This window comes from Xenorhabdus bovienii, assembly GCF_024721015.1.
GTDB classification, from domain to species: Bacteria; Pseudomonadota; Gammaproteobacteria; order Enterobacterales; family Enterobacteriaceae; genus Xenorhabdus; species Xenorhabdus bovienii.
On the sequence record NZ_JANAIF010000054.1, the window covers coordinates 1 to 26,236 of the forward strand.

Here is a 26,236-nt window from a genome sequence, read left to right on the forward strand (position 1 = left end):
TTGTCTAGCACACACTACAGCGGGTATTTTCTTTTTACTATTTGATTAATTAATCGCCTGTCATAAATTTCATTCAAAGCCATCCGTGGCTTGGGGTTAGAGTGGGCAGCTAGGAATTCTCAGACTATGTAGTATCCGCCAGTTATCCATCTGAACAGTCTTAATTTGAATATGTTCCGTTGCCTTCTCAAGAATGCGACGTGCTTCGTTGGATTTTCTAATGGCTCTGTTCGGGAGTTCAGCATATGCACCAGCAAGCCTATGCCCTGCAATGCTGAGTAATGGTTCTACATCAATCATATAGTGAGCCATATCAATTGAGTATTTCCATAGCCAGCATAGGATTTGCAAATCGTCGTCGGATATCTGTTTAACTTCTGAAACAGATAGTTCCTCTTTCCCCAAGTACTCACCCTCTAGCGCCATCTTGTGAACATATTCTATAGCCTGTGGTAACTGATCGGCTGTCAGTTCGTCTATATGCTCTACATTGAATCGCTGGTGAACGAGTGAGTAAGCCTCTGGGTACATGATGCCTTTCTTGCTCACCAGAAGGTTAATAGCGTTCTTTAAGGGATTCCGTTGTTGGACTGTGGTTTTAGCTACAACTGGCTCGGCTTCTTTCTGGTTGAAGTAAAAATCTTCCAGAGCCTCAAAAACGTTCCATGCCTGATCGGTATCCAGCATCTTAGCGTGTCGGGCGGCTCCGCGTTCTGTCCATAAGGTTAAACTTCTGGCGCGCTTACCGACTACTTCACTATTTGCAACAGAGTAGCTTAAAGATACTCTGTTCTTAAACTCTTGTAATTCCTTGCCTTTGATAATGAAAAAATGCTTACCTTCATAAAATCTATCGGTATTTCTGGCATGGTTTTGACGAATGCGTACGACATCAGTTCCATACATTCCAGCTAATAACTCAGTGGTGATCACTGGAATGCTGTTATGCATGATAGCGGTCATGCTTTGTACTGAATTAGAACTTTTAGTTAATTCATTAACTGGTATACTTAACATGTTTACTTCCTATGCCTAGGGTAGACGATTTATTGAAGCCCCTGACTACTGGTAATAGTTGGGGGCTTCACCGTTTTACAGTGATGGAACGACACTATTTATCGCGTGATTGTAACTTTTTGTAAAGATAACCTTTGTGAATTTGGGAAGTGCTTCGTAAATCAAATTTATAGCGAGCTAATCGATTGCATTAATAACGTAATGTGATAATTTAACTATCCCTCAGCCATCCTTGGCCTCCAAATCCTTACGCTGCTTTATCCACACTCAACATCTTAGCCAGTTTGGAAATGCCTTTCGGAGTGATGCGAACCTGTGTTGTCGTTTTTTCGCTACCATCATTTTTCATGACTACCGTTACCTTATGTTCAAGATAGCCAGTCTGAATCTTGTCTTGATATCCAGTCCACACATCCGAACCAATACGACGATAAATCCAATGATTTTCTTTCAGTAAGTCAAAAAGAACCTTGGGACGAACCTGTAACTGTTTCGCGGCATCAGTAACACACATAGAACCGTCTGATTTTGCGATACGCTCCAGTGCTTGAACATCCGGCTTCATTTCTTCAACCTTGTGCTCAAGTTCCGCATTCTGCTCTGCCAAGTCAGCAGCCAAGCGAAGTGCTTCTGGTAATGATTGGGGGATCTGAGGCTGAGACAGCTTGTTTTCCAGTTCCTGCCAGCGGTCAACTAAACGAGCGGTAAATTCAGGGGATAGTTGAGCAACCACAATAATGCTGCCACGTTTTCCTTGCTCACCTTTAAACAGGTAATATGTTACGGGGCGACCAGTAGTGGGCTTTTCCTCAATTTGAGGAGAAGTAATTACACCTCTTTTAATCAGTATTTCAATGGTTCGCTTAACGTTGTCATGGCGTTTATTTACCAGTTCGGCAATCTCAATGCTCGACATAGTGACAGCTTGTGTTGCAGGTGCTAGAATTTTCATAGCGTTATTTTCCTTGTACATATTTAACGTTATTGAAGCCTCGTTGGTCGTACCCTTCGAGGTTTCACTTTTACTGCCCATGCATTCTTTTTTCATTATTAATACTCCATACAAGCCTTTGAATAATTGCTGAGTTCAAAGACACTCCTTCTTCCCTTGCTTTCAGTTCAACGTAGTCTTTAACCCGCTTTGGTAAGCGTAGATTGTACTTTTCTGTAGCTCTTTCTGTGTACAGGGCATCTTTCATTTTTATCTCCTTGGGATTAATTTGACACCATTGATATTAATTTAACACCATTGCGTATGGTGTCAAGTTAATCCTACAATATTTTTATTACCATGCGAGGAAGTAAAAAAAGTGGCAAAGTATCCAAGTCAAATGCAAGACAAGTTCAATCTCCGCTTTCCTGATGGAATGCGTGATGCTATTGCCGAAAGAGCGAAGAAAAATGGGCGTTCAATGAATTCAGAACTCATTGAAATGTTAAAATTTGCAATGAACATTCGCCCTACATGGGTTGAAGAAGATGAAATATATCTCTCTGACAATACAGGCTTTGGTGGTGGATTCGATACGCAAATATCTGTTGCCAAATATCCGGATAAAGATAACGGGATGCTACTGAAAGGCATAAAGAAAAAAATTGATGAGCTAAATGATCTTATTGATGAAATTCAAGAAGAAAATTCCACCAACAAAAAAGCCAAGTAGGTATTATCAATTGGTTATCCAGCTACCGACAAATTTGGCGGTAGGGCTAAGCGGGAATTCCCACTTAGGTCAAGATAATGAACTAACTCATTGAAAAATATCCAGAGTGTAAATTTACACTCCGCTCAAAATTTAAACTAATGTTATCTCGGTATTTAAGAAAGAAAATATGCAGATTTGTCCAGTTCGTTTTAATAAGCGATGTGCATTTTTGCATATCGATAGGTAAGGCATTATCCAAGTTTGGATGATTTTGATTTTAAAGAAAAAAGCCCCGTGATGGGGCTGTTTATGGCTTCCTCATGTAGAGGTTTAGCAAAAACATGATGACTGGCATTGCTATTGAAAACAGCAATAAGGTCAAAAACCACACCTTAAGGCCATCAATTTTTTTATCTACTTTTGAGATTTTCAGTTCCACTTGCTCTTCTGTAGGTCTTTTTGAAACTTTGCTGTCAAGTTCTGTCACCTGATCAGAGCTTGCTTTCTTTTCTACGGACGAAGAAATGTCACCCATCTTCTGTAGTATCAAAGCTACGTCGGTATTATTTGCTTTCTTCTCTACAGATGAAGAGAGGTTATCTATCTTTTGTAATATTAAGGCAACATCAGTCTTCATTGTGCCGACATCACTGGTGACTGTTTTTAGATCAAACTTCATATCGTTCATGGTAGTTTTGATATGTTCAACGTCTGATTCAAGCCTTGCTACTCGTGATTCCATACCTCCACCTCCACCATTTCCACCATGATTATACCAAGATTTATTTCCGGCATTTTCAGTCACAACATCATTTTTTACGGATGTTAGGTGTCTCTGTACTGTCATTGTTTGTAATCCTTTGTATCAATTACATCAAAATAGTAAGAATTTTCGTCAATCAACTGCTTCTCGCCATTGTTTAATTTCACTTTTATTTCATAGATACCAGCTTCCGCGATTTCTATATGGTCAAATATGGCATTGAAAGTAGCAGAGACTTGATTCTTCGGTAATTTGATATAATCAGCGATAAATTCTTCCCCATCGCCACCGTAAGGATTTTCATCAAATTTTATGCAACTTTCTCCATTATGGAGAATATCTATAAATAATCGATAGGATTTGCCTTGTTTTAACCCTACCAAGCTCACAGCTACATGTATGCATTTAAAATCTGGAAAACTATTCAATACCTTTGTGATTATTGGGACTAGGAACTTAGTATCTACATCCTCCCTAGGCCCAAGAGTACAAAACGCCGTAGCGATTTTCTCTTTAACTTCCATAACATCACCCAATGTTAAACATTTCTCACATTTAACCACTCAGTCAATGATAGGTGTTACTGATTATTTGATCAGCACATCCAGAAAGTGTGAAGAGGGTTACAAAAATCATGTAAAGCCGCGCTAGGCAGCTATCAATAACTATTCATCTTTTCGCACTTTCCTAACACTGCATTTATAGGGCTAAATGCGTCATCTGTGCTTAAAATTGCCATCATACCCAGCTTTTCACTGCCTATAAGGAATGCATAGTTACTATCGTTCACATACTCTTTATATTTCACGGAATTATTACTACTAGATTCAAGCTTAACCGTTGCGCCAAAGCTACCCCAAGATGGGGATGGCTTAGCACTCATCGGTATGTTTGGATGAAGATCCGTAACTAGATATTTTCCCTCTTCATCATGCTCGATTCTTAACATAGCCCGTGGGAAGTGACCGGGTGGGAATTCTTTAAAATTGCTTAATACCCCACTTGGATAAATACCACAAAAATAGCTCCCATTACGAATATCAAGTTTGCCATTATCACTAACATAAACTCCGTTATCAGCAATGGCTCCCATTGAAGCAAATAAGGTGGCTATACAAGCAATCTTCTTCAGCATTTACTACCTCTTACATTGGTCAACTTGGCTTAAGTATAATAGCTATGGTTAAAGAAGATGAGGGAAAAGCTCCGAAGGGGCTATTGTACGATGGCTGTTTCGCAACAATCCTGTTATTTCTTTTTATCTATCTTGTCCAATACAAAAGCATGAATCAAGGCAACTATAAAGAGAAGGGTTCCGTATACCCACCATGCGAAAAAATTTCGACCCTTAGAGTTAGCTAACGCCGCTGGGATCAGACCAATCAAAGCGGCAGTAATCCAAAATTCAGGCAAATCAAGACCACCCATCATCGCTTCAATCGTCCTTTTTTGAATTTCCGCTTAACATACTTACTGCGCGAGCAATGCAGTAAGGTACTACGGCACACGCCACTGCAATAGCCGCCCCCGCTGCTTCTTGTGGTGCGCTTTCAGCCATAGTTAGCGCTGGTAATAATCCCGCTGCAACCCCAAAGATAGAGCAAAAAATTACTGCAAGCCATAATATACGCATTCTAATACTCCATTATTAATGATTAGTATTTTTACTGCTATAAGCTATTTTTCCACATATGACATTATTGAAGCACAATCAGCATCTTTGAGACTGTGCATTGTTGCCATTCCCATAGAACATAATTCTTGAAGTTGTCGAACGGCAAGTTTCGCATACTCATAACCATTGGTATTTAGTTGGTCGCTGGTGATTTTTAGCTTGCTTTTTGATGAGTCTGTGGAGGTCATGGCATCCATTATAGATACTCCGGCAGCTTGATTTTTAATAGCTCGTTTCACATAAAAACCACTAAGTGATAGATTGTCTCTAAAGAAATCATCTAAGCTCTTTTTCCTACTTACTGGTTGTGTTACTAGATCATTAGTTTGTTTTGGCTGATTCTTAGTTGAAGTTATCCTCTCTACATCACAAACAACAGGTGTTACATGATGTGCAGTGTGGGAATGATATAAGTTACACATAACTCTGGCTTTTTGTCCTTTCATCTGCCTGAATTTTTCTATCATTCCATTATTATTCATAGCCAACTGCATTATACCCACTCCCATTTCTGTTATTTTTTCGCTACCCTCCTCCTCATCTGGTGGTGCAATTACATTTACAGGGGAATCAAGCTTTATAGCTGGCATGTCTTTTAAACTATACGGCAATCCTTCATCATCACCATCTACTGTCGTAAGAAGCCCACTTACAGTAACCAGCTTGGAATATTGCAAATTAATAGCATGGGGATTATCGGCTCGGGAATTTCCAACAATCTGCCTATACAGTTCCGTAGATCTCTTATACCAACCAAGTAAACATTCGTCCGTATCACAGTTTTTTTCGCGCAGTTTCCAGTTCTGCTTAACCAAAGCTTTGAAGTCGTCACTATTGCCAGTGACAACTTTTGCTTGGAGATAATCGACATACAGCGCATCGTCAGCTTGAGACAGTGCCGGAGTAGAACAGATTAGCTTTTCAGCTTTACTTGTCGCCTTAGAGCAATCAAAGCTAGCGGCGTTGGCGGTGGCAGATACCAGAAACAGAGTGACAGCAATTTTCTTTAACATCCTTGATGTCTCACACAATGATTAACTTGCTTCAAGTATAACCACCGCTCAAACAAAATACAGAAAAATCAATCTATCCCATTGACGGAATTATTTGAGATAGATTAGTCCTGATAGCCTCAGTTCCATCTGAAACAGTTCCAGTGATTGTGCTTGCACTTGAATGAACTATAACATCGCCATTCATATCTACTTTGATATTAGTCGCACCAGTCGTAGGCATGGATTGGATCTTATTAGTCTGAGACAGAAACTGAGACGATGCGTTCACATCCATATTGGGCACAAGTGGTTTTGATATAGTCTCAGAGAACGCACTAATGTTCTTTGACAAATTAACCATTGGATCTCCCTGTCCCTTGATTGCTGCCATGACAAGCTGCTTGGAATAAGGTAACGGTTTGCCTATTTCTTCCTGACTCATAGCGTTCATTAGTAAATACATGAGATCATGGTTGTTCAAATCTAAGCGGTCGCTCCGACCCAATCCTAATCTTTGAGCAACTCTTTGAATATAATCCTCTGTGTGGTTATTGTCTTTTCCACCAGGAGGCGCCCAAGTAGATACTATATCTTCAACCGTTTGCAGCTTTTTCCCTGTAGTTTGACCATTGGAATAGCGCCGCAATTGCCGAGCAGTACGCTCCACCCCTTCATAAGGAGTGTTAAATTTAGCAAAGCGCTTTTCAGGATGATCTTCTACTGTTGCGCCTTTTTGCTTGGCAAACTCCATATTAAGAGGGTTGTTGTTACGTTCTCCTCTGGTATTACTTTTTTGAGTTTCAGGTAATGACTTAGGTTTATTTTTTGCAGCGTTAGCGGCGGTCTTTGCAGCTTTCTTGAATGAATCAACGGTACTTCCTACTACACCAGACCAGTTGACCCGACCTTGCTTATCCGTATTGTTTGATAAGGTGTTTGAGCCAAATTTCACTGCCTCCGTAATCAGTTTTACTTCGGGCAAAGACTTTGCTGAATCCAGCAGTATTTGGCCTTGTTCCGAGGCTGATCCAGCATTCATTAATTTCTTGGCTGTTATGATAGCTTCTACCGCCTTAACACTTCCTTTGGCTGTATTTTCAGCAAGTGAGTCCCAGTCAAAGTTATCAATCTTGGATTTTAGCTCACTGAATGCCCAGATGGCTCCTGCAAGCAGTGCGCCCGGCAACCCAAAGAACCTGAGTAAGCCTAATCCCGCCAGAGTCAATGACGTTAGAATTCCAGCTAACCAAGGCCCACCTAAGAATAAGGCCAGTCCTCCAAGAGTTAATTTGAATCCGTCCAGATCACCCTTGGAATCAGTAAACCATTTCCCGATAGTGGTATCTTTGAACCATTTTCCAAACTCATCAAGTCTCTTTAGAATCCACGTTATTGATTCATCCCAATCTTTCCAATTTAGTACAGAATCGCCACCTTTCTTCCATGTCTGGTAATCGTCATAAAGCACCCAAAGTGCAGCAGCAAGAGCAAGAATTAATCCGGTTGTACCAAGCAATGGAGCAAATGCCGCCAGCATAACCGCACCAACACGCCAGAGAACAGGAATAAGGGCTGCTGTCAGAAAGACAGAAAGCACCTTAAATAGGTTGAGCGCGGTATCTCTATGTTTATTCAAATAATCCAAAAACCCGCTCACCATCGTAGACAGCTTGAGCAAGCGCGGAATCAGGTAGTTAGCCACAATGGTTTTCAGCCCCTCCCATTGCTGACTGAGTACCGCATTCTGCTCCCTGAGTTGGCGGTTTAGCTCCAGTTCTTCTTTGGTGGAGATAACTAAGTTCTTTTGAGCATCCAGCCGCTTCTGAATAGCATCACGACCCTCTAACAGAGTGTTGATGGTTCCCTCATCCAGCCCCATGTTCTTAGCAATATTGTATGCCTGTGGTCGCTCCATAGCAGATAAACTATCCGCCATGTCCAGTAGTATGTCATCCAGATTGCGAATCTTGCCGTAGGAATCTACTACCCCGATACCGAGTGCATTAAAGAAGGGCAGGATAGACGCATCGCCCATTGTGACCAAATCCCACAGCGACTTGTTGAGATTGGTCATTGTGGCCGCCATGCCGTCAGCGCTGCCACCGGACATTTCAGCGACGTTCTGCCATTTCTTGATGGTTTCCGCGTTCATGCCGAGGTTCTTGCTCAGGAAATACAACTGATCATTCGAGCGTGATACGTCGCTAACCAATTTAGCGAGACCGCTGGAAACAAAAATAGTGGTAAATAAACCCGCGAGTGCTTTGACCGCACCGTTGATTGATTTATTTAAATCCTGAACACTGTCAGAAGCACCGCCGACCCTGTCAGAGAAACTCAGTACCATACTGGATGTATTTTTGGCTGTCTTACCCACGGTCTCAGTCGATTTAGTCAGTTCCTGATTGGACTGGTTTAGATCGTTGGTACTGTCTGCGGCCTCATCAACTCCGTCAGACAGTTTCACTACTGCGGTAGATGCTCCATCCGATTTTTTAGACAGGTCATCAAGCGCTCTGATTGCTTTGTTTGCGTCATTGGCAAAGCCGGACATATCCAGCTTTAGCGCAACAAGCAATGTATCGACAAGAGTAGCCATTAGCTTTCCTTTGGGCGTAAAAAAACCGCACTAGGCGGTAGATTTAGGTAAAGAAAAGGCCACCAAGCAGTAGCCTCATTTACGCATTGACTATTAAGTTATATCAAACCCGTTTCTATTTCTGCTGATTAAGTTTGGGTCGTCGATACCGAATAAAACCTGATCTTTGATGGCATTACATATATTAACCAGATTGCCATCAATGATTGGATATTCTTGCTCTTCATTGCCAACAATCACTGTGACAACATTATCATCAACAAATAGACTTATATTGACCAATACAGTGTCGCCACCTCTATTAGAGTCATCAACCACAGTTGCTATGGTAAAATTAATCGCATAATCAGAGGACAACTCAATGCTTGTCAGTCCCGCTTTTCTGAAATTCTCACCATAGATCAGACCTGTCATGACATAAGGCTGTGGTATTCCGTCAAAATCCAACCATGCATCACTTTCAATCTCCAGTGAATTTTTATATGCATTAACTAAAGCAACAGCCTCAGAGTAAATTAAATTAATTCTCTCATTCTGGGCTTTTTCAACCTTTTTTTTTCTTTCACGTATATCTACGTAGGTGACTGTCATAAATCTTCCTTCGTTGCAGTTAAAAACGCTCATTCTATCACCTATATAATTAATTTAATTTGACTAAACCCACGTTTGCAAAGGCCAGAGGAAAAGAAAATCAATCAGACTCGCTCAGTTCCTCTATCAAGCGCTTGTTGTATTCGCTGACCTGATGTATTTCAATCAGGTTCAGCGCACTTTCGAGGCCGTATATCGTGGATAGGTCATGATAGGTTGCATGTCCCGATGTGACGACCTGATACACAATGCTGGAGACATTTCTCGGTTCGGCCACAACGCCATCTTTTAGCGGTAGGCCAGCTCTTAGTTTTTCGAGTCTGACCCACCGCCTTGAGTTAAAAAATCGATGTGGATAGCGAGAGCCTCTTTTCGCAGCACAAACATCGTCTTAACATCTTTGATATCAGAGTTAAATTCGATAGCACGAGCATTGCCGCCAGAGGGGACGATTTGCACACAGTCGAGTAACTCATCCAGCAGCGGAATGCCATCTTCCGCCCGAATGCTAGACAATGCTTTAACCGCCACCTGCGCCATGCCCATCATGCCCATTTCAGGACGAATATCACCGATATCGATACCGCCATTAGCAATCGTGAACAGGGCGCGCATTGCCCAATTGTCGGCCTTAACAATGGGCATCTCAGTAATGAAAAATATCTTGCCTGCATCGCGGCCTGATTCGATAGTGATTGTTTTAGAGTTCAATGTAGACATTATGCGATTTCCTCTGCGCCACTCGTAATCATGTTGAATTTGTAGCTGGTTCCGTCAAGTAGTTTTTTAATGCTCGGGCCAGCCGACATACTGATAAGGCCGCCCGTGGCGGAATAGCGTTTTTTGATGGAAGGAATTTCGACAACAATGTCGATATAGCGTGCTTCCATATTGGAGTTAAAATCCTTGCGGATGTTTTCCATGATCTGCGTTGATGGGCTATTCGCCTCTAAATACAGTGTCCATTGCGTTTCGTGGGGGAGGTAGCCGATAGACTGCTTACCATCCACCCCGATACGGCTTTCCCCAACAGTGATTTCGCTAAATTCCAATGCATTGTCAGCCTGAAAACCCTGAATTTGCACGTAATCGTCATAAACCCCTTTGCAACGCAGCATTAATACCGAGTTAGCAGAGGTAATTGTGTTTGGATTGTGCCCCATTGTCATGATTCATCTCCTTACTGGACATTAATTGAGGGGAGTTCGACTTTCTGGACGCTGCCACCATCGGCATACCAGAGTTTCAGCGGCATAGATTCACGTAATCCGCGAGTCTGTGCGGAGGTCTCACCGATACGCAGACACCAGCCCTCGGCGTTTATTTGTGCGGCAGCATCGAAACCCGCCTCGATGTTAATTTGTTCTTTCTGTTGCTCGGACAGAGTAATACCACGCTGAATAGCACCGAAGTTCAGCATCTGGTTAATCGGGTCTTGGATAGCTGCGCGTTGGATAGCTTTCCCTACTTCGTTGTAGGGGAGGCTCTTGAAGCTGGTTAGCATCGTCATTAATGCCAGTTGCAACTGACTGTTCAAATAGACCTGATTGATGTAGCTATCCATCCACTTGAATTTGCCGGAGATCGAACCCTGATTCACAAAGACAAATCGGTCGTTTGCCGTGCCGTAAGCACCGTAGAAGTTAAATCTCAGCCGTAGCAGTTCATCAGCCAGCGCCTTATCGGTTACAGTCGGAGTCAATCCCTCCTGACGACGGAACGCGAATGTTGCGCGGCCGTTCAGCTCATTGAAATTCAACGATGCCGCATAGGTACAGGCAAATGCGCCGTGCGTATGATTGCCGTACATCAGGCAAGTGCCGCCAATCTCTGATTCACGGATAGCTGTTGAAATTGCCTCCAATGCCACCAGCTCACCATTGGAATACAGCACATGCACGTATCGGTCATTTTGCACCGTCACCCATCTGGAAATAGCCAATTTCTCGTCGGAACTGAAATCACCAATTGCCATAATGGAGACAAAATTACTGACGACTTTGGTAATGCGCGGCATCAGCTCATCGATAGTGTCAGCATTGATACCATCGTTTTTCTGTGCGGTTTTTTCTGTCAGCCCCATGTACTCAGCCAAATCGCCAGAACCGAAACCGATAGTGCCGGCACTGCCTTTTGTTGCACCTTCAATGGTAAACGTGCGGCTGGTTGCGTCATATTTGCAGGTGCCCGCCTTCGCCAATGATGCAGATACCGCCTCTGCCAGTGCTGAATAGCTCTTGATATCGGCTGGCGTGATTGCGACCGTCTGCTTCTTACCGTCAATATCCAACTCCAGTCCCTGTGGAATGTGGTTAAAATCTCTGGTTGGCACTTTGCCGCCGACCAGTTTTGCCGCCTGATTGGTTGTCATCATAGATGCGATATACAACGTTTCAGGTCGGGATGTTGAGCCAACAAATCCGGCAAAATAAACCTGTGCCGCTTCGTGTTCTTTGGATTTAGTCCCAAAGATTTCAGCAACCTGTTCGGCAGAACCGAATGCCTTCACCCCCAGCATGGAGCTTGGTGTGCTTTTGGTAATAAATAGGGCGTTCAATGCCAGTGGATTTCCGCCAGTGCCAACGACACCGGGCAGAACACTGACGATATCACTCGCCGGAATAGTGTTCATGAGTTCACCTTAAATAGTGTTGATATCAATAGAGAATTTGTCAGTGCTATCGATTGAGTAGGTTATTTCGGGGTTGTATTGCAGTTTGATTTCGAGCATGACGCGGTTTTCGTATTGCGCCGCTTCATTGACTAACACATTCTTCTTGGGCTGCTCACTGTAAAGTGGCTGGCATTTATTCAAGCGAGCCGTGGTGTAACTGGACTGCCACAGATTGGCCACCACCCGCGCCCGTGAATCTGCGTCCACTCCGTAAAAATCTAACTGTATTGTCAGTTCTACCGAACGTTGCGCCGTGATTTCTGACGATTCGTGATGGTAATAATTAGCGATATAATCAATATCACGCTCAAACAGGACGTGCATCACAATGCCGTTTTTGGGAACAGGGACGCCGTTTTGATAGCCCTGAACCACATCACACTGGAATAACTCAATGAGGTATTTTCGTAACTCAATAAATATATCCCTGTGAGTTACCGTTATTGTCGCCATAGCAGCACCTTAACCCACGTCGGGTACGACTCGATGACTTGGGTTACATTCCATTCGGACGCTTCTTCCTCACCATAAGCAGCAAATTTCATCTTGTCAGAACCTTTATCTTTCGTTCTGCGCAACGCTGAGATTTGCCCTCTGGCGTAGGCATAGATGAACTGCCCTTGTTGGTTGATAACACCGAGATGATCTAAGTCCCGTGTACTCAGGCTTTGTAACTGCACGATAATGTCATGCTCTGAGTAATCGGGAATTTGATCCCCAGCCTCATCAATGGTGTAACCGTTGTTAACGACCAGAACGGCGGTAATGTTGGGGTTAACAGTAGTAATGAGGTTGTTGGCGATATTTCTGACGGTAATCATTCTTCACCTTTTAGGTACAAAAAAGGCCGCTTATGCGACCTTCTGAAGTGTAATTTGTTCTCTTCTGCTTCCTGTATTGCCTGCATGTTTAACCACATCAGGCGAGGTGGTTCCTCACTTACCGCAATCAAGCAAAACTGATAGCGTGGTTGTTCCACAATCAAAATGAGGAATGGGAAAATGGCAGACTTTACTGTTCGTATAGAGCTTCACAATGCAACGAGTTCAGATTACGAAACCCTTTATGACAAAATGAAGACCAAGGGTTTTAGGAAGACAACTTTAGGTGAAAGAGGAAATTATGAGCTTCCATCAGCGGAATATGATTACAGCTCTGACACCAGAAATTGTGGTGATGTTCGAGATTTGGCATACGATGTAGCTAAATCAGTAAAGAAAGATCCATCAGTGCTGGTAACCGAAGCTAAAAACAGGTCATGGATTGGATTAAAAAAAATTTAATCTGGAATTGAGCAGTCTGCGTCACTCTCTACACTAGGCTCTTCGCTTTCCAAGGCCACGAATGCTTTTCTCACCCTGTGGCCTAAATATCGCGCTTCACTGTCCGGTAAATCAAATATCTGCTGATACTTGGTCTTCAACATATCAGCCAATACTTCCCGTGCTGCTTGTTGTGAATCAAATGTTAACTCTTCAAATTTCATAATAACCTCAGTTCATTGGTTTGAATTCGGTGTCGGGTTTAAAAAGGGGATTTCTCCTCTTTTTCTTTTATTCCCCACCTTTAATAACTTCGTAATCAATCGCCCTTTGCAAGCTGCCGGAATCAACCAGAGTCTGATTCGGTGATGCCCGCTCTTTGCGTACTTTTGCTGCTACCGTTGCCGGGGCATTAGGGGGCGGCAATGATTGCTCGATACTGTCCTTAATGTCCGATGCCATTATCATACCCAAGGTATTAAATGCCGCTTCAATACCACTAGCTTCCTGCAACCGTCCGCGAATCTGAGCGCCGATGAGCTGACCCCATTCACCCGATTTATTAGCGATGGTACTGCGCATAAAGGGGCGGGGCGGAATATTACGTGTACCAAATTCATTCGCGGCAGCATAGGGGGCAATAGGTTCCCCAGTATCTTCATTAGTCGCCCCCGCTAACACGCCCGCATTCACCTGAATACTGGGTGTTCTGGCGATACGCTCCAGTGCTGCTTTGAGTTTATCGCCGCCTTTGATTGCCATAATTCACCCCCACGGATGGTAATGTTTCACTGCGGAATATCGTCCACCCACGACATACTTACGGGTCGCCTGCCAGTACATTTGCCCGCACGGTGTTGTTTTAAACCATGAGGCATTGGCAACATCTGGAACAGAAAACGAGACGCTCACTGAACCCTCTGATGCATTGGAAGCTGGCCCCGCCTGATCGTTATTCCCCCATAATGTCACGGTGGCAATATGACAGGTCAGCAAATACAGCAGCGTCTTGCGTTCCTGCGTGCCGTTGGGTTCATAGGGGATAATCGAATTATCAGAGTTATCAAGCAGCAAACAGGCCACATCAAAGGCTTGCTGTAATTGCCCTTCGGTCAGGATGCCAGCAAACCGGGGGTACAATTTCAGGAACCCGCCACTGTCAAATGTGACGACAGCCATCAGGCAGTCTCCTTCGCTGGCTCTGTTGTAGTCTTGCTGGTATCTACTGGCTCACGACCGTGGCGCAGCTCTTTTTTCTCACTGGCTTTGTCGTTGGCGCTTGATTCTTTTTCATCCCAGACACACAGATGGTTTTTGAATATTTCCATCTCACTGTAGGTTTTTAAGATGTAATCCCATTTATCAGCATCTACGACTGTTTGCCCGTACAGACCTACGGGAAGTGTACCTTTATCCACTCCAAGTAGATGAAAGGCATTACCCTTCAAAACAACACTGCTACCATCCGGCATCGGAAACTCAATACCGTGCGGGTGATTCAGGCGGACATTAATCGTTTTACCTTTGGACATACTTTTCTCCGGCATAAAAAAATGGCCTCCTGAGAGACCATCAATGTTTGATTATTGGCTGTATAGATTACATGCCTGTCATTTGGGCTATTGCAGAAGGGATACGAATTACTGCGCCATAGGTAGTTGCTGTGAATTTCTGTGAGAACGAAGACAGTTCCGGCACAATACGACCCGCACGCATCTTCTCACCGAAGCCCAGTAACCCCGTTTCCATCCCTGCTACTTTAGGGGCGATCAGTTGGATGGTTTCGCCACTTGAACCCCCTAATTGTGGCAGGCTGACCAACTTGAGATGACTAAAGTAGGTCGTCAGCATTTTCATAACAGAAACGTTAAAGTCAGTAGCATCCCCAAGTTGCACACGCAATGCTGGTGATATAGCCAGAATCAATTCGTCACTTTCAGAAATCAACCCTTGAGTCTGATTAACCAAGCGCGCAAACAAGTTCAAGATATCCCGATAGCGTTGCTGTGTGTTTTTATCCGCCCACTTGGTGGAGCCTTTTTCGCCAGAGGGGGCAGCTGCGATTGCAGGATTGAGATTCGGGTCATTCAGGGCACCATAAATCTCTCTTCCTGCCACCCCCAACAAATAAAACTTATTGCTGTCGATATCGATAGTGGTAGCAGCGGAGCGTTGCTTATCTGCGGCTAGATTGATTTTCGCTCCAGAGGCCATATCAGTCTCCAGATCTCCGTACTGAATTACTGTTTGATAACGGTACTGTTCGCGAGTGTGCCATTCATTATTCGTTACAGCCCGACCGGAATGTCCGAAATCTGAATAAGCCGCTGTATAACCAGCCACTTCATTGATACGCCATTTGAAATACGGCGTTGTCCAGTCTCCGCGTTTTTCTTCTCCATACAACTCGCGGGCATTACGTATTGCCGTCAGAATTTCAATAACCGTCGGGTCTACGTAAGCCAGTAATTCAGCCGGTACGCTGGAATTCGGCGAAGTGATTAGCCCAGCATCCTGAATCAGTCGTGGCATATTGTCACGGGTGATCCATTCGCGAGCGCTGTTAAAGACAAAGCCGTATTGCTTAGCCTGTGCAAAAGATATAGGCATCTTGTTCTCCATGACACGCACGACAAATCCCACCCGTTATTTCAGAGTGTCATCATGCGTGGATATTTAGTTAATTAAGATTGGGTAAGGAATTACCAGTTAGAAATGATGGCTAGATTACTGTCAGCGTCGTAATATTTGACAATCCAGTCTGTTTTAACGTGACCGTCAATCGTAGCTTTTGCATCCCCTGTTTGAATACTGCCATCAGTCGTGGATGCAAACACAGCCTGACCGATTGCGGCATTCTGATTGGTTGGCACACACCAGAAATCACCCCGAACCGCAACAGTAACATCCGTATAGGCTGGGATAGTCATGGTTGCAGACGATATCAGGTTATAGTTGTAGTACGCCAATATACGTTCAACGAAGCCCACAGGCGCATCTTTGCCCGTTGTGGATGCTTTCACTTGTTTGAACGGATCAGAGCCAGCAAAGACGAAATGGCCAATAGTGATATCACCCTCTGACCTCGGATTGCCCTGCGTGTAAATAACCGTGTTTTGAGTTGCCCTGTCACCGGGAACCGCCGGAGAGTAGTACAGGCCGACTTGTTTTTGTAATGCCATGATAACCTCTTAAATTCTGATGTGTTTCAAGCCTGAGAATGGCCCTTCCAGACTGCTTGGGGCAGCATCCATCACCGGATTTGTTGCGAATGGCGACGGTTTTTGTGCTGCCAAGACGTCTACCATGCCCTTGTACGCTGTCTTGTCGTATTTCTTGGGGTCATAACCCTTATTTTTCAGGGCGTGCGCATAAATCGCTTCGGCACTGTCAAATGCCATCACATCCACTTCACCCACCAGCGGGCGGACTTTTTGCCCGGCTTCATTGAGTGCCTTGAAATGCGCCTTAGCTTGTTCCACCGCCTGATGACGAATGGTGTTGGCGTCCAAGGTTATTTGAGTCTTGCGATCCATAGCGGCTGGATTCTCCTTTTTTTCCTCTGGGGGAAGATTGTTCACCGTGTTAGGGTCTTCCTGAATGTTATCACCGACAGAATTAGAGGCAGGATCTCCCTCAGCAAGCTCATGCGCAAACTTCATGCCACCGATAAAGGCTTGCACAGCCCCTTCATCATCGGTCGCCAGCCCTAATTTCGTCATTTTTTCTTTCACGGAATCTTCATCTATCACGAATTCCTCTGGCTTCTGGTTTTCAGGTGGCAGAGCCGCATTCGGATCATCTTTCGCGATAACATCAGGGTTATCAATTTTGTTTTCTTCTGACATCTCTTGTACCTTAGATTGAGACGGCAAGCCGTCATGTACGTATACATCGGGACCCGCCCGACCTTCTTTGACCAGCGCCACATGATTCCCCCGGATGTTTCGCATCACAAAGTCATAGGCAGCACCGTTGAACTCGCCCGACGTGAAATCGGGTTCAAAAAAATAGCCGCAACTCAGCTCCTTGAGCGAGCCATCCGCAATAGCATCAATCGCCATCTGGTCAGTCACGGTTAATGCATTATCCAGATAGGGTGAGTCCCATACTGGCGTTGTTCCAATGGAGCCAACCCGCAGCTCTTTTAATGGCTGTCCTGCACTATCCTGTTTATGAATATAAAGGAGGGGGACACCGTTAAATGTTGATTGGGCTTTTTCCAATTCATCCCCGGGGCGATAACCGTAATACATCCGGTCTGGCTCTAATTCCAGATCTTCCCAGCCGGGGATTTCCCGACCGATATACGGCACTACCTGCTCTTTGGTGAGATGCGTTTGGGAGACGTGGAGATAGCCGTTGTCATCAATACGCCGTCGGCTCCCCTCGTCAAAGACGACAGAGTTTTTTTCTTTAGACATTGTTAACCATTTCCAATTTGAGGAATAACAGGCCGGAAGTCACATTTACAGTTGATTAATTCACCGGGATGGACATGACGTTGCACATGCGGGTCATAGCACCCCTCGGTTAAATTAAATCGCTGACCGCTCATCTTTATGTGTGAATCACGGTAGGATTTACTGCCACCCGCTCGGTGTATCCAAATTCCCTCAGTGATGCCGGATGATTTGCAGCGTTCCCGCGCAATAGCATTGGTTGCTTTGGCGTTCTGGTCACGGGCAATCGTCTTGGCGCGGCTTTCTGTCACACCGTAGCGTTTCTTTAATTCTTCTTTCAGGAAACCGACATCCCGCCCATTCACGACACTTTGTTGCACCAGCGTTTGAACTTGCGTTAGATATTGCTCAGGAATGGATTTAATCAGGGATACTTGCTGCTCGTACAGGCTATCTAGGACGTTCCGTACTTCCGGTGTAACCTGCATATTGACCGTGATACTGTCCACCCTGAGTTTGTTTTTTACCGAATTTGACGCATAGGTATTGGCGCGATTGACAAACCAAACAGCAATGGATTCTGCCATCTGGTTAAACTTTACTTTCCATCGTCCCATCACCGAGAACAGTTTCCGATTTAACTCCTTAGCAGGAGACGCATCACCGATAATCTTAGGCTGCTGGCGTTTGTATTCTGCTGATATCCAGTAATCAACCGAATCCGCCATTTCCTGAATTAACTCCTGCATCCGGCGATAATACTCCCTCTCCAGTCCCGCGTTGGGGCGTGTAGGTCGCGCCGTTTTCGATGCCTTCTTGCCCATGATTGACCTCTGGAACCTCATCAATATCAATGCTGAAATAATCACTGTCAGGATCGACAGACAGGCGGCGTCTTGCCTCTTTCTCCGAGATAACACCTGCGTCAACCAGCGAGACATCTCTATCGGTCTTAATCTTCTGTGTTTCAGCCGTAGACTTAGCATCATCCTCATTCAAATCAACAAAATTGAATTTCACGGACTTATCTAATCGACCTAATTTGACGATTTGAATGATATCCAACGCTTTTTGTAGCCCTGCACGAAGTACTTTTTCCTGCTGACTCTTAACGTGGTCGTTGTAGTTTTTGATATCACTCTCTCCTGTCGCATTAAATCCACTGGGTGAAACACCCAGTAACTTGACGGCCGGTGTCCGGTTAATTGCGACGATAAACTCCAATGTCTGGCCAACAATATCCGTCACCCCCGACAGAGGAGTTTCAAACTTATCGATATCTTCCATCTCTTTATCGATTGCGAACACTCCATCGTTAGAGCGATGCCGAGCCATGTATGCTAATCGCCCATCAAGCGACTTGGTTGAATGAGGGTTGGTTAGAATGTCTTCCATATCGGTTTTCAGAACGGTGAGTGAAAATTTCTCTAACAGTCTGGATACTGCCGCTCGCGAATCCTGAAAATGAATGACATAGTCATACAGCAATTGCGCCTGTGGCATTCCCATGAAGTTATAAGAGGGTTTCAGCAACACTGGAACTTCTTTGCCACAAATACGGATTAGCCTTGATACGTGAACTTCTTTCCCCAAAATCCACCATGTATCAGGATTGAAATATTGGAAGCTGAGCGGATCCGTACTTTCATATCTGCCCGGAAAGATATTGATAGGCTCCACCAACACAAAACGCCTGAAATTATTCAGTTCTCCTGATTTCTCTGAAACATCCAGTGGCGTCAGTAATTGATTATCTGTAGCGCCAGTATCAATGAAAATCATGCAGCCACCGAAGTAGCCGTCATACTCCGCTGCTTTGTTGAAAATATCCTTCACCTTGAGATCAATCAGTGCGTCTTCAATGGCTTTATTATCATCAGTTCCATCACTCTGACCATCAGTATCAACTGCTTTGATTTCAATCCACTCACGCGTCATATCATTAGCAACTGTTTCAATACACGCCCGAATTAGCCCGTTTTGCGTCAATGATGACAAGGCGGCATAGCCCATAAATGACGGCCCCAATGCATAACCTTGTCCATGTTCCCACGCATGCTGAATGAGAGTGTATGCCCCCGATGAACTCAAAGAGCTGTCCATTGCCATGACAGCCTCTTTCGGTGCGCCGAGTGTTTTTGCTGGACCGAAGAGGCTTTTCACTTCGTCAGACGTTGGGGCGTATTGATCTGATTCCAGCCTGTCTAAAATGGATTGAGACAGCGCAAATCCCCGCCGCCGTTTCTCTGCTTGACGTTTTTTTCTTGCCATAATTATTTTTACCGACGAATACGCGAATGCATCGCTTGATTAATGATGTCCGGGTTCATGCTGATACCCCGTTTCCTCTGATACAGATCACGCAATGCCTGTGTCATGGCATCCACCACATCATCATGTGCACCAACGGGGAAAGTCGTGATTTCATCCACAGTGTCCTTAATCCACGGGGCAATATCAGGATCTGGTAGCCAGACGTTACCCGCTTCCCACTCCGCCGTAACTGCATGCGCGCGAGCGACCTTACTCCCGTCTGGCTCAACAGGTATTAGCCCTGATATGGTGCTTTTGAGTGAATCAATGACAGCGGGGCCGTTGGCTTTATCTTCCACCAACTTACGACGACCTTCGGGGAATTTCTCCGCCATCTTCTTAACCGCTTTCAGGGTGGCCGTAAAACTCATGCGCTCACGTACCTGATAAAGTAGATAGGCATTGGCGCCTTTCTTGCCCCAGACTTGACCCACAACATAGTCCGTGCCTTCGGAGTCCTTGAATGTCATATCCCAGCTATGGATGACCTTATCGAACTTCTCCGGTAGGTCTTTTGGTAGATAGTAGCTAATCCAGTCTTCTTTGAAGATAGTGCCGCCGGAGGGCTTCGGTGACTGTTGGTACATGGCTGACCAGAAGTAATTACCAAGGATAACTTTTGTCTCAAGCAGTTTATCTATTGGATGTAACTCCGGCACCAGCGCTTCGCCTGCTTCATTGATAGCAGGGAATGCCAGCACCTTCGCTTTTGAACTGATTTCAATTACCTTGCCGGATAAGTCATCTGTCGCCCAACGAGTCGCCATGATGATCTCTCCGCTGTTTTTCGACAGGCGCGTCTTGAAGGTGGAAACATACCAGTTCCAGATGGCATTTTTGGTTGTTGGGCTTAATGCTTCTTGGGCATTTTTAATCGGGTCATCAATAATACCTAAATCAACCTTCTTGCCCGTTAATGGCCCGCCAACACCCGCCGCGATATAAGATCCCTTGTTACCCACAATCTCAAAGGCTTCACTGTTACGCTTTGCCATCGTTTCAACGGTAACAACCCGTTTAGGGTTCAATGACGATGCGGGGAAAAGATTTTGATACTCGTCACTCATCATGATGCGTTGCACATCGCGGTTCATGTCACTGGCAAGATCTTTACCGTATGACAACCCCGCCACACGTTTATCGGGATGTTTACCAAAGAAGTACGCAGGAAGATAGCGAGAAACGATATCCGATTTACCATGCTGAGGTGGAGCACCTAATATCAGGATAGGGCGCTGACCTGCCATCATATCGAGCAGAAACGCGTCCAGTGCGGCACAGACCTGACGCGAGAAATCACTGGTGATGTATTCGGGGTTTATGTACTGGATGAACTCATGCAAACTGCGTCGTGCAATCTCCCGCTCGATAGCCTCATCCAGCATTGCATTATCAATATCCATGTCAGCACCAAAAGTGAGAAAAATAAGCCGTTCGCACCAAAATCACATCGAAATGATTTTCGTGTTTTTGATAACAAATCAATAACAAATAAAAGGCGTTAAATTAGGAAGAAACTTTATGTTTTCGACTATTTGGATAGCCAATTTACTTGAAACGAAAAGTGCCAGGGCGCGCAACAGCCATTATGTTAAATAGGGCTACTTTTCCCGATTTTTTCTCAGCTCCAGTAACTGCTCAAAACTCAGGTGACTGAGGTCGGTATTGTTCGGGGTCATTGAGCCGTCACTCGACCTGTGATTAATCTCCTGCTGCACCAACTCCCCGTATTTCTTCGGTGCCACTTTCGTAATGAACCACTTGCGCGTATCGACACGCAATTTTGCCTTAGCAACTTCCGCAGGATCAGCAATGCAATCATCGGCAATCTCCAGCGTTTCCTCAATTAGCGTCTCTGCCTGAACCTCGCGCGCATGCGCGTATTGGTCGCGAAACTCTTGGTTTTCAGCCAGCCAGCGGAACACAGTGGCCTTGTTTGGCATGCCCGGACGCTTACAGATGCTTCTTAAGCTTTCACCTTCGGCCAGCAATCCGCAGATATCGTCAGCCACCTCCGGTAAATAATCAGAGGGGCGACCTAATTTGTTTTGTCGTCCCATATTCGTTCCTTACTTCGAGAGTTCACATGCCATCTTCATGACCTGCTCTAGTTCGTCGTTACTGAGTCCGTGATACCGTTTTAGTTTTACGATACTGAGTAACATCTTGGCTTTTCTTTCTTCCTTTAGGGCTGCACTTAACATTAATCCAGAGGGACGCTTATGTAGTGGTATCTGGTGCTCAGGCATATTTACCTCGCTTTAATTATTCAGTCACCGCATAAGACTTGATGGCGACAACTCTACTCAGTGGAATAGTGATAGTGCCGATTCCACTAGCGTTCTGGTGGATGCTTAAATAATCGCTGTCATATTCGCTAACTGGCAGCTCGTGTTTGCTATATCCAACGATAGCCATATCTTGACTTTCAACGAATATTTCAATCTTCCAGTAGTTGATTATAGGAACAGTTTCTTTGAAACCATCTTGGGCATCACTCCCAACGCGACCCGTTTTAATTGATTCTTCCTTTATTTTTATTGCCAAATCCCACCCAGGGTAATAACACTGACCGTTAATGCGATCCACTTGTTCAGCGATGCGCTTTAGTTGTGCCTCAAGCTGGTTCAGTGTGTCAGTGTTGTATTTGATACCAACAGTGATGTCGTATGTTGCTGTGCCTGTACTCTGTGTCATGCTTTGTTCCCCATATAGCAAAAAACCACCCGGAGGTGGCTCATTAATCAAGTGAGATAATTAAAACTCAATTACTGGATCAATTTAAGATATAAGTTAACTCTATGTCATTTTGTGAATACAGAAGATATAGGAAAAGACTCCATTACGTCTATATCCTCTATAGCGGCACTATCAATAGTATGCTCAAACTCATCAAGGTATACGCTATGATTATGAGGGCCAGCAATAATTGCACTCTTTGCAGCAAAACATTTAAGCAAAACACCCCCAGAATGATAGGAATTTAATCCTCTAGCATATTGCTCCGCTTTTTCCTTGCTAATTGTCCAGCAAAAACCTATTTCACCCTTTTGGTAGCGCTCCTGATTCTCGCCTCTAAATAATTCCAATCCATCACCACTATACGGGGGCATCAGGAGCCGGAGGAGACGAGTTAGCTCTTGATCATTTGCTATTTTTTCACGGATAAATGCGCCTCTTTCGGTCCAAAAGAGATGGAATTGCTCTTGTAATTTATCAGGAATATAGTTTGATATTTCAATATCTCGGGAAAAATCAATCCAATTATTCTCTTCATGAACCTTCTCCAATAGGAGATATTCTTGTGTCCGCTCTTTCCTGTTTATACCATAATCCTTGAATAATTCGTTAATATCGATTTGCATGATAAACGCCAATAGGTTTCGTTTTAATTTCGATTGATTTTATAACCACTCTAACAAAGATCGAAGCCCAAAACCTATACAAACCTCTATCAAGCACCCGGATGTGGATGCTTTGGAGAATTTTGTGAAATAGCAATAAGCCGAAAGTTTGGCTGAGTGTCCGTTACTCATTGAAGCCCAATTTCATCTGACCTTTTTCTTCAATCTGAGCAATGCGATGCAATAACTGCGGCTTTTTCTCTTGACCCCAGCGACGCAGTAGGCGACCCGACATACTGGCTACATCTTTTTCTTTCATGTACTCCAGCATGACAGCATTGCGTTCTTGCTCCATTGAGTGGGCGTTTTTCTTGATGACATTAGCCATCCAGTTAAAGGCAGCAATGAAAGCCTCTTTGAATCGGATAGCCTCAGCACCAGTAAATCCCATAACTAACATCATCCAGCCGTCTTTTGTCATTTGATAAAAGGGTTGCGGTTTACCATTCTGTAACTCATTGTTTTCATGGCAAAGCGTAAAATTGCGCTCTGCAAATTCTGGTGAACATGACTTAATGACCGAGCGAGTTTTACGTAACACGTCCTTATGTTCTCGTTTAAATACTTTCGCCACCTTGAATGTGTCGGTTTCAGTTTCCTGTCCAGACATAAAAACCAAGTCACGGAAATCAATTCCGTTTACTACTGTTGGGTAATTCATGATGCTTATCCTTGCTTAGGTAATGAACCTTTGCCGCATAGGAAATCAGCCCCACCGAGGCAGCATCAGCCATAAAGCTGATTCCTCAAAGGCTCATTCCTAAGGAAGGTTCGGTGTAATCAAGATGCGCTGCGGTGCGCGGAACTCAGATACAAAAATGCCACCAGCGTTAACTGATGGCATGGGGGATTCCTTTAACCACTCAAGGGAATGGGTATAGGAATAAAAAAGCCACCACAGGATGTGATGGCTTACAGTGGAAATTTGTATCTTATATTCTTGAGGTTAGTCAAAATATGGTGGGATCGATAGACTCCATCAACCTATTAAATATTTCGTCAAATACTGGGGTAAAGTCAACTTCATTGTTTCTTCTTTGACATAATATATCAGAGTAATTATCGCCATTAATAAGGGTGACGTAAAAACTCTCAGACTTCTTATGCAATGAACATTTAAAATCTTTTGAAATATTGTAACTGCTATCATCCAAATCCAAGATGGAAATATTAACTGCAAATAGTAATGATTCTTGCCGCCCCTGATTAGCCCCATCTTTTATAAATTCAGATGGCCCTCTTTCTTTCAATGTACCATCACATAAATCCCTAAAAAAAACTATCCCAGAGGTATTAGTTTCGATATTTTGAAATTCAATACTTTCAATCTCTAGGTATCTAATTAAATCAGAACGAAAATGACTAACCTCCCCGATTAACCTTTCCTGATACTGCCTTTCCGCATGTCTGTATCTTAATAACCGCTCTTGTAATTCACTATATTTTGTCATAGCTGTTTTCCTGTTGGTTAAATAACAGGAGACAATATTAAACCGTATTTTAAAAAACAACCGTCGTTATCATAAAATTAATAAATATAATATCTTAGTACTTATTACTCTGGCTTCTAATATATTCCTGCAAGTACTTAGTCTGCCGTTCGTTCTCCGCCATCATTCGGAGGAGATCGTAATAATCTTGTCTAGCTGCTTCTGTAAGCTGTGGGGTTCCTGCGTCGCCCACGCTGCCGGAGGCAACGGTTTCAGGCACGGAGGGACAGACGGCTTGGACACGCAGCTTGCGACGAGCAGCGGCAACATCAGCCAGAAGAGTGTCAATTTTAGCTTTGTCATTGGCGAGTACCTTAATATGTTTAGCATCCATCTCATGCAGCATATCAATGTGCGTGTTCTGGTAGTTGAGGGTGTCGGTCAGTTGCTGAATTTCGGTTATCTGGTCGCCATTGATACTTAGCTGCTTCTTATACTCAGTGCGGTAATAACCACCAATATACAGCGCGATCCCTAGAGCTATTCCCGTACCGCAGATAACGTAGAATCTCATGACAAAAACATCTGTTGCTCAGATGCCCTACGCCGAGTCAGACCGTTCATCACCTTACCCGCCGCCTTATTCCATCGGGGAAACTCTGCCGCTGCACTTGCATAATTACCGGCATTGATTTTCTTTAGCAAAGTAGAGCCAGAGAAGTTACCGCTGCCGCAATTGAAGATAAAGGAGCACAATGCATCGAATTGGCCTTGTGTCAGTGGCACCTTAACCAATCGCTCCAGTGTGGCATAAGCGGGTATGAGGTCATCGTGTAAAAAGGTTTCGGCCTGCTGCTCGGTAATGACTTGCCCGGGCTTAACATCTTTCGTATGGCCATAACCAATCGTCCACGGGATACCACCCGTAGCTGGGTCAGGATAGGCTTTTAGTTTCAGGCCTTCCCATTGCTGAATGAAGGCCAGACCTTTATTGCTGATTTTCATCAGAAGATACCCCCGCTCTTTTCTCTGCCGCCTTACGCAGCAATTGACCGATAAAGTCTGTACCCAAGTAACCAATCACCACACTGCCGATGTAGGCCAAGTCAGGATTCAGACCTATGAAATTTAATACGTCACGTATGAACCAGGCGAACATGGCACACATAAAGGCGTCGATTGAAACCTTTACCCAGCCGCCACCGTTATAGCGACCGCGAAAAAATGCCATCGTCCCCGCAAGGGTTGCCCAGATGCCTTGCTCTCTTACCGATATGAGCCAGTCACCCAGATGCATCCAGAAATCAGGATTCTCTTTCATCTTCATATTCCACCCCATTTGAACAATGGGCGTCCGTGGGGTGAGCTATGGTCGCCCCTGTGATTCAGTTAATAGGAGGTCGTTATGGGAATTCCCATATCGGATTAATTTCAATTAGTTAGGATTGCAGATGTGAAAAAGCC

Annotated in this window: 37 protein-coding genes; 2 read left to right on the plus strand and 35 right to left on the minus strand. The window is 44.3% G+C overall.

All coding sequences use genetic code 11. The features are described from left to right. Positions 1-96: 96 nt before the first annotated feature. The 3 genes from NXS07_RS13765 to NXS07_RS13775 all read right to left on the minus strand — a co-directional run bounded on the left by NXS07_RS13765 (position 97) and on the right by NXS07_RS13775 (position 2,216). Positions 97-1,017 (minus strand): ORF6N domain-containing protein, encoded by a 921-nt coding sequence (locus NXS07_RS13765; protein ID WP_258086936.1) that lies wholly within the window; start codon positions 1,015-1,017, stop codon positions 97-99. A gap of 247 nt (positions 1,018-1,264) precedes the next feature. Continuing rightward, entirely contained in the window at positions 1,265-2,065 is an 801-nt protein-coding gene (locus NXS07_RS13770; protein WP_258086937.1) for a phage antirepressor KilAC domain-containing protein, read from the minus strand. Continuing rightward, entirely contained in the window at positions 2,040-2,216 is a 177-nt protein-coding gene (locus NXS07_RS13775) for an Arc family DNA-binding protein (RefSeq protein WP_258086938.1), read from the minus strand. The genes NXS07_RS13770 and NXS07_RS13775 overlap by 26 nt, the downstream gene beginning before the upstream one ends. A gap of 132 nt (positions 2,217-2,348) precedes the next feature. On the opposite strand from NXS07_RS13775, the gene NXS07_RS13780 reads away from it, so the two are divergent. After that, entirely contained in the window at positions 2,349-2,681 is a 333-nt protein-coding gene (locus tag NXS07_RS13780; RefSeq protein WP_438818389.1) for an Arc family DNA-binding protein, read from the plus strand. Between the two features lie 289 nt (positions 2,682-2,970). Here the strand turns inward: NXS07_RS13780 and NXS07_RS13785 are convergent, their stop codons facing one another. The 14 genes from NXS07_RS13785 to NXS07_RS13850 form a co-directional block, all read right to left on the minus strand. Then, the gene (locus tag NXS07_RS13785) at positions 2,971-3,510 is read right to left on the minus strand and encodes a hypothetical protein (RefSeq protein WP_258086940.1); all 540 of its coding nucleotides are present in this window, start codon (positions 3,508-3,510) and stop codon (positions 2,971-2,973) included. After that, a complete protein-coding gene (locus NXS07_RS13790) occupies positions 3,507-3,950 on the minus strand; it encodes a hypothetical protein (protein WP_258086941.1) in 444 nt (147 codons plus the stop codon). Before NXS07_RS13790 ends, NXS07_RS13785 begins: the two co-directional genes overlap by 4 nt. A gap of 134 nt (positions 3,951-4,084) precedes the next feature. Next, positions 4,085-4,561 (minus strand): hypothetical protein, encoded by a 477-nt coding sequence (locus tag NXS07_RS13795; RefSeq protein ID WP_258086942.1) that lies wholly within the window; start codon positions 4,559-4,561, stop codon positions 4,085-4,087. Between the two features lie 113 nt (positions 4,562-4,674). Then, the gene (locus NXS07_RS13800; protein WP_258086943.1) at positions 4,675-4,857 is read right to left on the minus strand and encodes a hypothetical protein; all 183 of its coding nucleotides are present in this window, start codon (positions 4,855-4,857) and stop codon (positions 4,675-4,677) included. 4 nt (positions 4,858-4,861) lie between these two features. Further along, on the minus strand, positions 4,862-5,059 hold the full coding sequence (locus NXS07_RS13805) for a hypothetical protein (protein WP_258086944.1): 198 nt from the start codon (positions 5,057-5,059) through the stop codon (positions 4,862-4,864). 44 nt (positions 5,060-5,103) lie between these two features. After that, positions 5,104-6,114: a DUF4431 domain-containing protein gene (locus NXS07_RS13810; protein ID WP_258086945.1), complete on the minus strand. Its 1,011-nt coding sequence runs from the start codon at positions 6,112-6,114 to the stop codon at positions 5,104-5,106. 73 nt (positions 6,115-6,187) lie between these two features. Beyond that, the gene (locus NXS07_RS13815; RefSeq protein WP_258086946.1) at positions 6,188-8,695 is read right to left on the minus strand and encodes a hypothetical protein; all 2,508 of its coding nucleotides are present in this window, start codon (positions 8,693-8,695) and stop codon (positions 6,188-6,190) included. A gap of 93 nt (positions 8,696-8,788) precedes the next feature. Next, positions 8,789-9,286: a hypothetical protein gene (locus NXS07_RS13820; protein ID WP_258086947.1), complete on the minus strand. Its 498-nt coding sequence runs from the start codon at positions 9,284-9,286 to the stop codon at positions 8,789-8,791. Between the two features lie 100 nt (positions 9,287-9,386). After that, positions 9,387-9,563 (minus strand): hypothetical protein, encoded by a 177-nt coding sequence (locus tag NXS07_RS13825; RefSeq protein ID WP_258086948.1) that lies wholly within the window; start codon positions 9,561-9,563, stop codon positions 9,387-9,389. A 29-nt stretch (positions 9,564-9,592) separates the two neighbouring features. After that, on the minus strand, positions 9,593-10,006 hold the full coding sequence (locus tag NXS07_RS13830; protein ID WP_258086949.1) for a hypothetical protein: 414 nt from the start codon (positions 10,004-10,006) through the stop codon (positions 9,593-9,595). Beyond that, positions 10,006-10,455 (minus strand): phage tail fiber protein, encoded by a 450-nt coding sequence (locus tag NXS07_RS13835; protein ID WP_258086950.1) that lies wholly within the window; start codon positions 10,453-10,455, stop codon positions 10,006-10,008. The genes NXS07_RS13830 and NXS07_RS13835 overlap by 1 nt, the downstream gene beginning before the upstream one ends. Before the next feature lie 11 nt (positions 10,456-10,466). Continuing rightward, complete coding sequence (locus tag NXS07_RS13840) at positions 10,467-11,918, minus strand: DUF3383 domain-containing protein (protein WP_258086951.1); 1,452 nt, start codon at positions 11,916-11,918, stop codon at positions 10,467-10,469. Between the two features lie 9 nt (positions 11,919-11,927). Beyond that, on the minus strand, positions 11,928-12,413 hold the full coding sequence (locus NXS07_RS13845) for a phage neck terminator protein (protein ID WP_258086952.1): 486 nt from the start codon (positions 12,411-12,413) through the stop codon (positions 11,928-11,930). Beyond that, positions 12,401-12,781, minus strand: coding sequence for a hypothetical protein (locus NXS07_RS13850; protein WP_258086953.1), 381 nt, complete (start codon positions 12,779-12,781; stop codon positions 12,401-12,403). The genes NXS07_RS13845 and NXS07_RS13850 overlap by 13 nt, the downstream gene beginning before the upstream one ends. Positions 12,782-12,961: 180 nt before the next feature. Between NXS07_RS13850 and NXS07_RS13855 the strand changes: the two genes are divergently transcribed. Next, a complete protein-coding gene (locus NXS07_RS13855) occupies positions 12,962-13,243 on the plus strand; it encodes a DUF2622 domain-containing protein (RefSeq protein ID WP_258086954.1) in 282 nt (93 codons plus the stop codon). Here NXS07_RS13855 and NXS07_RS13860 read toward each other — a convergent pair. From NXS07_RS13860 to NXS07_RS13945, 18 genes are all read right to left on the minus strand, one after another. Next, positions 13,240-13,446 carry a hypothetical protein gene (locus tag NXS07_RS13860; protein WP_258086955.1) on the minus strand — a complete coding sequence of 69 codons (207 nt, stop codon included), beginning with the start codon at positions 13,444-13,446 and terminating at the stop codon, positions 13,240-13,242. The genes NXS07_RS13855 and NXS07_RS13860 overlap by 4 nt on opposite strands. A gap of 67 nt (positions 13,447-13,513) precedes the next feature. After that, positions 13,514-13,984, minus strand: coding sequence for an HK97-gp10 family putative phage morphogenesis protein (locus NXS07_RS13865; RefSeq protein ID WP_258086956.1), 471 nt, complete (start codon positions 13,982-13,984; stop codon positions 13,514-13,516). A 3-nt stretch (positions 13,985-13,987) separates the two neighbouring features. Continuing rightward, positions 13,988-14,401, minus strand: coding sequence for a DUF4054 domain-containing protein (locus tag NXS07_RS13870; protein WP_258086957.1), 414 nt, complete (start codon positions 14,399-14,401; stop codon positions 13,988-13,990). Continuing rightward, the gene (locus NXS07_RS13875; RefSeq protein WP_258086958.1) at positions 14,401-14,754 is read right to left on the minus strand and encodes a hypothetical protein; all 354 of its coding nucleotides are present in this window, start codon (positions 14,752-14,754) and stop codon (positions 14,401-14,403) included. The genes NXS07_RS13870 and NXS07_RS13875 overlap by 1 nt, the downstream gene beginning before the upstream one ends. Before the next feature lie 67 nt (positions 14,755-14,821). Further along, positions 14,822-15,832 (minus strand): major capsid family protein, encoded by a 1,011-nt coding sequence (locus NXS07_RS13880; protein ID WP_258086959.1) that lies wholly within the window; start codon positions 15,830-15,832, stop codon positions 14,822-14,824. A 92-nt stretch (positions 15,833-15,924) separates the two neighbouring features. Continuing rightward, positions 15,925-16,404 carry a structural cement protein Gp24 gene (locus NXS07_RS13885; RefSeq protein WP_258086960.1) on the minus strand — a complete coding sequence of 160 codons (480 nt, stop codon included), beginning with the start codon at positions 16,402-16,404 and terminating at the stop codon, positions 15,925-15,927. A 9-nt stretch (positions 16,405-16,413) separates the two neighbouring features. Beyond that, positions 16,414-17,646 (minus strand): DUF2213 domain-containing protein, encoded by a 1,233-nt coding sequence (locus NXS07_RS13890; protein WP_258086961.1) that lies wholly within the window; start codon positions 17,644-17,646, stop codon positions 16,414-16,416. 2 nt (positions 17,647-17,648) lie between these two features. After that, positions 17,649-18,374, minus strand: a complete 726-nt coding sequence (locus NXS07_RS13895) for a phage head morphogenesis protein (RefSeq protein ID WP_258086962.1) — start codon at positions 18,372-18,374, stop codon at positions 17,649-17,651. Next, positions 18,337-19,896 carry a DUF1073 domain-containing protein gene (locus NXS07_RS13900; RefSeq protein WP_258086963.1) on the minus strand — a complete coding sequence of 520 codons (1,560 nt, stop codon included), beginning with the start codon at positions 19,894-19,896 and terminating at the stop codon, positions 18,337-18,339. Before NXS07_RS13900 ends, NXS07_RS13895 begins: the two co-directional genes overlap by 38 nt. 8 nt (positions 19,897-19,904) lie before the next feature. After that, on the minus strand, positions 19,905-21,341 hold the full coding sequence (gene terL / locus NXS07_RS13905) for a phage terminase large subunit (protein ID WP_258086964.1): 1,437 nt from the start codon (positions 21,339-21,341) through the stop codon (positions 19,905-19,907). Positions 21,342-21,539: 198 nt separating this feature from the next. Then, positions 21,540-21,998 (minus strand): terminase small subunit-like protein, encoded by a 459-nt coding sequence (locus NXS07_RS13910; RefSeq protein WP_051875433.1) that lies wholly within the window; start codon positions 21,996-21,998, stop codon positions 21,540-21,542. 205 nt (positions 21,999-22,203) lie between these two features. Beyond that, positions 22,204-22,635 (minus strand): hypothetical protein, encoded by a 432-nt coding sequence (locus NXS07_RS13915; RefSeq protein ID WP_258086965.1) that lies wholly within the window; start codon positions 22,633-22,635, stop codon positions 22,204-22,206. Between the two features lie 107 nt (positions 22,636-22,742). After that, positions 22,743-23,303, minus strand: coding sequence for a hypothetical protein (locus NXS07_RS13920; RefSeq protein WP_258086966.1), 561 nt, complete (start codon positions 23,301-23,303; stop codon positions 22,743-22,745). 163 nt (positions 23,304-23,466) lie between these two features. Next, positions 23,467-24,003 carry a Rha family transcriptional regulator gene (locus NXS07_RS13925; protein ID WP_258086967.1) on the minus strand — a complete coding sequence of 179 codons (537 nt, stop codon included), beginning with the start codon at positions 24,001-24,003 and terminating at the stop codon, positions 23,467-23,469. 289 nt (positions 24,004-24,292) lie between these two features. After that, entirely contained in the window at positions 24,293-24,793 is a 501-nt protein-coding gene (locus NXS07_RS13930) for a hypothetical protein (RefSeq protein WP_258086968.1), read from the minus strand. A gap of 94 nt (positions 24,794-24,887) precedes the next feature. Further along, on the minus strand, positions 24,888-25,346 hold the full coding sequence (locus NXS07_RS13935; protein WP_258086969.1) for a lysis protein: 459 nt from the start codon (positions 25,344-25,346) through the stop codon (positions 24,888-24,890). Beyond that, complete coding sequence (locus NXS07_RS13940; RefSeq protein ID WP_038215278.1) at positions 25,343-25,777, minus strand: lysozyme; 435 nt, start codon at positions 25,775-25,777, stop codon at positions 25,343-25,345. Before NXS07_RS13940 ends, NXS07_RS13935 begins: the two co-directional genes overlap by 4 nt. Further along, positions 25,761-26,093 carry a phage holin, lambda family gene (locus NXS07_RS13945; protein ID WP_258086970.1) on the minus strand — a complete coding sequence of 111 codons (333 nt, stop codon included), beginning with the start codon at positions 26,091-26,093 and terminating at the stop codon, positions 25,761-25,763. Before NXS07_RS13945 ends, NXS07_RS13940 begins: the two co-directional genes overlap by 17 nt. Positions 26,094-26,236 lie beyond the last annotated feature (143 nt).

Bases quoted from the DNA above. Each gene is read 5' to 3' on its own strand.
- NXS07_RS13900 (WP_258086963.1), bottom strand. From the start codon at position 19,896: ATGGCAAGAAAAAAACGTCAAGCAGAGAAACGGCGGCGGGGATTTGCG.
- NXS07_RS13800 (WP_258086943.1), bottom strand. From the start codon at position 4,857: ATGATGGGTGGTCTTGATTTGCCTGAATTTTGGATTACTGCCGCTTTG.
- NXS07_RS13835 (WP_258086950.1), bottom strand. From the start codon at position 10,455: ATGACAATGGGGCACAATCCAAACACAATTACCTCTGCTAACTCGGTA.
- NXS07_RS13875 (WP_258086958.1), bottom strand. From the start codon at position 14,754: ATGTCCAAAGGTAAAACGATTAATGTCCGCCTGAATCACCCGCACGGT.
- NXS07_RS13945 (WP_258086970.1), bottom strand. From the start codon at position 26,093: ATGAAAGAGAATCCTGATTTCTGGATGCATCTGGGTGACTGGCTCATA.
- NXS07_RS13810 (WP_258086945.1), bottom strand. From the start codon at position 6,114: ATGTTAAAGAAAATTGCTGTCACTCTGTTTCTGGTATCTGCCACCGCC.
- NXS07_RS13860 (WP_258086955.1), bottom strand. From the start codon at position 13,446: ATGAAATTTGAAGAGTTAACATTTGATTCACAACAAGCAGCACGGGAA.
- NXS07_RS13855 (WP_258086954.1), top strand. From the start codon at position 12,962: ATGGCAGACTTTACTGTTCGTATAGAGCTTCACAATGCAACGAGTTCA.
- NXS07_RS13930 (WP_258086968.1), bottom strand. From the start codon at position 24,793: ATGACAAAATATAGTGAATTACAAGAGCGGTTATTAAGATACAGACAT.
- NXS07_RS13915 (WP_258086965.1), bottom strand. From the start codon at position 22,635: ATGACACAGAGTACAGGCACAGCAACATACGACATCACTGTTGGTATC.
- NXS07_RS13775 (WP_258086938.1), bottom strand. From the start codon at position 2,216: ATGAAAGATGCCCTGTACACAGAAAGAGCTACAGAAAAGTACAATCTA.
- NXS07_RS13830 (WP_258086949.1), bottom strand. From the start codon at position 10,006: ATGTCTACATTGAACTCTAAAACAATCACTATCGAATCAGGCCGCGAT.
- NXS07_RS13935 (WP_258086969.1), bottom strand. From the start codon at position 25,346: ATGAGATTCTACGTTATCTGCGGTACGGGAATAGCTCTAGGGATCGCG.
- NXS07_RS13850 (WP_258086953.1), bottom strand. From the start codon at position 12,781: ATGATTACCGTCAGAAATATCGCCAACAACCTCATTACTACTGTTAAC.
- NXS07_RS13815 (WP_258086946.1), bottom strand. From the start codon at position 8,695: ATGGCTACTCTTGTCGATACATTGCTTGTTGCGCTAAAGCTGGATATG.
- NXS07_RS13840 (WP_258086951.1), bottom strand. From the start codon at position 11,918: ATGAACACTATTCCGGCGAGTGATATCGTCAGTGTTCTGCCCGGTGTC.
- NXS07_RS13925 (WP_258086967.1), bottom strand. From the start codon at position 24,003: ATGAATTACCCAACAGTAGTAAACGGAATTGATTTCCGTGACTTGGTT.
- terL (WP_258086964.1), bottom strand. From the start codon at position 21,341: ATGGATATTGATAATGCAATGCTGGATGAGGCTATCGAGCGGGAGATT.
- NXS07_RS13920 (WP_258086966.1), bottom strand. From the start codon at position 23,303: ATGCAAATCGATATTAACGAATTATTCAAGGATTATGGTATAAACAGG.
- NXS07_RS13895 (WP_258086962.1), bottom strand. From the start codon at position 18,374: ATGCAGGAGTTAATTCAGGAAATGGCGGATTCGGTTGATTACTGGATA.
- NXS07_RS13890 (WP_258086961.1), bottom strand. From the start codon at position 17,646: ATGTCTAAAGAAAAAAACTCTGTCGTCTTTGACGAGGGGAGCCGACGG.
- NXS07_RS13880 (WP_258086959.1), bottom strand. From the start codon at position 15,832: ATGCCTATATCTTTTGCACAGGCTAAGCAATACGGCTTTGTCTTTAAC.
- NXS07_RS13790 (WP_258086941.1), bottom strand. From the start codon at position 3,950: ATGGAAGTTAAAGAGAAAATCGCTACGGCGTTTTGTACTCTTGGGCCT.
- NXS07_RS13885 (WP_258086960.1), bottom strand. From the start codon at position 16,404: ATGGCATTACAAAAACAAGTCGGCCTGTACTACTCTCCGGCGGTTCCC.
- NXS07_RS13795 (WP_258086942.1), bottom strand. From the start codon at position 4,561: ATGCTGAAGAAGATTGCTTGTATAGCCACCTTATTTGCTTCAATGGGA.
- NXS07_RS13765 (WP_258086936.1), bottom strand. From the start codon at position 1,017: ATGTTAAGTATACCAGTTAATGAATTAACTAAAAGTTCTAATTCAGTA.
- NXS07_RS13820 (WP_258086947.1), bottom strand. From the start codon at position 9,286: ATGACAGTCACCTACGTAGATATACGTGAAAGAAAAAAAAAGGTTGAA.
- NXS07_RS13805 (WP_258086944.1), bottom strand. From the start codon at position 5,059: ATGCGTATATTATGGCTTGCAGTAATTTTTTGCTCTATCTTTGGGGTT.
- NXS07_RS13940 (WP_038215278.1), bottom strand. From the start codon at position 25,777: ATGAAAATCAGCAATAAAGGTCTGGCCTTCATTCAGCAATGGGAAGGC.
- NXS07_RS13910 (WP_051875433.1), bottom strand. From the start codon at position 21,998: ATGGGACGACAAAACAAATTAGGTCGCCCCTCTGATTATTTACCGGAG.
- NXS07_RS13780 (WP_438818389.1), top strand. From the start codon at position 2,349: ATGCAAGACAAGTTCAATCTCCGCTTTCCTGATGGAATGCGTGATGCT.
- NXS07_RS13865 (WP_258086956.1), bottom strand. From the start codon at position 13,984: ATGGCAATCAAAGGCGGCGATAAACTCAAAGCAGCACTGGAGCGTATC.
- NXS07_RS13770 (WP_258086937.1), bottom strand. From the start codon at position 2,065: ATGAAAAAAGAATGCATGGGCAGTAAAAGTGAAACCTCGAAGGGTACG.
- NXS07_RS13785 (WP_258086940.1), bottom strand. From the start codon at position 3,510: ATGACAGTACAGAGACACCTAACATCCGTAAAAAATGATGTTGTGACT.
- NXS07_RS13870 (WP_258086957.1), bottom strand. From the start codon at position 14,401: ATGGCTGTCGTCACATTTGACAGTGGCGGGTTCCTGAAATTGTACCCC.
- NXS07_RS13845 (WP_258086952.1), bottom strand. From the start codon at position 12,413: ATGGCGACAATAACGGTAACTCACAGGGATATATTTATTGAGTTACGA.